Below are 1886 nucleotides of genomic sequence, written 5' to 3' on the forward strand. Positions count from 1 at the left end.
GGCTTGGTTTTCACTATTGTATTAGTAGTTTGGTGTATATGATTTAATCTAATATCAGAAAGTTTTTTATAGACAAGTTTTATCTGCTTTTCAACTTTTATGATATTTTGAGTTTTTAAAAGTTTTTCACCTTTTTGAAAGGTGTTACCACTTTTCAACATATCATATTTCCTTGAAACTTGCCTTTGAAGTTTTCTAAGTTTTTTATTTAATCTTTTAACTTCTTTTGATTTATTAATGTTTTTAAAAGGCTCATCTATATTACTAACTATGGCTAAATCCTTGATACCTAAATCAACACCTATACTTTCATTAGTAAGTTTAATATCAGTTTTTTCCTCAACTTCCATTGCTAGTGACAAGTACCAATACTTTCCATTAAACTTTACCCTTGGATTTAGAACTTTTATAATCTAATTATAGCCATTGTGAAAATTACAGGAACACTCATAAATAGAGAGTTTCTTTTTTTGCAAGTTTATTTAATTTAACATTTGACGAATTATAAAGTATTTATATTAATTTATAGAGTTTATACATTTTTATCTACAATCGCTACTTTGTAGATGCTATTTCGCTCACGCTAATAGCCACTTCCTTTCAGAACGTGCAAAGACTATTTCTTCATCTTCAGCATTACCTGTTAAGAGCCACCCATTTCTTCCCTCAATCGCTTAGGGCTTTACGACCTCTCGGTCTAGTCGTTTGACCTTCCTATTTCTAGGCTTGGCGACCAAATCTCCATTGTATAAGCACTTAGGATTTAACCTTATGCCATCTCTACACTTGTTATGATTTCTCACCATCATAAAGGTTTCTGATTCTATCCTTTATTGTGGTGGTAGAGCTTTAGGGTTTACTGGTTTTAAAGTGGTGTCCTATGCAGATTTCTCTACATACGCAGTATAGTTTATATTTTTATAATTTTTTTATAAAGTTTTATAAACTATTTGTTACTGTATCATCTGCAGCTCTTGTCTCAACTTCTATATCATATCCCCATATTTTGTTTAACAATTCATCCCTAGAGACTGCTCTATCTCTATTTTCAAATAAATATGTCAATAAATTATATTCATTTGGTGTAAGGTCTATATTGATATTTTTACTTGTAACCATCTTACTTTTTTTATTTATTGTTACATCTCCAAATTTTAATTCCATGTCTAAAAAATCATTACACTTATCATAATTCTGTTTCTTCTCAAATTCAATCCTTCTAAATATAGACTTTACTCTCATAACCAGTGACATAGGACTAAAGGGTTTTGTAAAATAATCATCACTTCCCAAAGTTATTCCTGTGATATAATCTATGTCAGTATCTCTTGCTGTAAGCATTATTATTGGTACGGTACTTTTTTCACGAAGCTTTGTGCATACTTCAAATCCACTTGAACCTGGCATCATTATGTCTAGGATTACTAAATCACATTCTTTTTTATTAAATTGTTCTAAAAGTTCATCTCCAGTTTTAAAATCTACAACATTGTGACCTTCATTTTTTAAAAACGTCTTTACTAAATTTCTAATATTATCTTCATCATCTGCTATATAAATTAATTTCTGCATAAAAAATTCCTCCTTATTTCACTTTTAATTTAAATTAAATAATCTAATATACTAATTGACTACTAATTTCTAATAAGATTTCTATTTCAGTTTTTCTCCTATACTTAAATTATATCAGTTTTTTGTAGTATGTTAGTTTCAAACTTGTTTGGATTTTGAGGCAAATTTATGGCAAATATAAGCTTTCGATAATATTGTTGAATTGTATATAAGAAATAGTACAACATAATAGTTCAATAGTCGACTATATTTATTCGTTTTTTATTAAAAATGATATTTGTCATGTTTTTTATTGAATATTCTAACTATTACCA

At 28.0% G+C, this 1886-nt stretch carries 2 protein-coding genes; both read right to left on the reverse strand.

The window, feature by feature from the left end; genetic code table 11:
- The coding region (locus KGF52_RS20880) for a transposase (protein WP_227841503.1) at nucleotides 1-362 on the reverse strand (362 nt) is incomplete at its 3' end.
- A gap of 577 nt (nucleotides 363-939) precedes the next feature.
- Entirely contained in the window at nucleotides 940-1572 is a 633-nt protein-coding gene (locus KGF52_RS20885) for a response regulator transcription factor (protein WP_227841504.1), read from the reverse strand.
- Nucleotides 1573-1886 lie beyond the last annotated feature (314 nt).

The sequence above is a fragment of the Clostridioides sp. ZZV15-6597 genome, from assembly GCF_020657815.1.
In the GTDB taxonomy this organism is placed as follows: Bacteria; Bacillota; Clostridia; order Peptostreptococcales; family Peptostreptococcaceae; genus Clostridioides.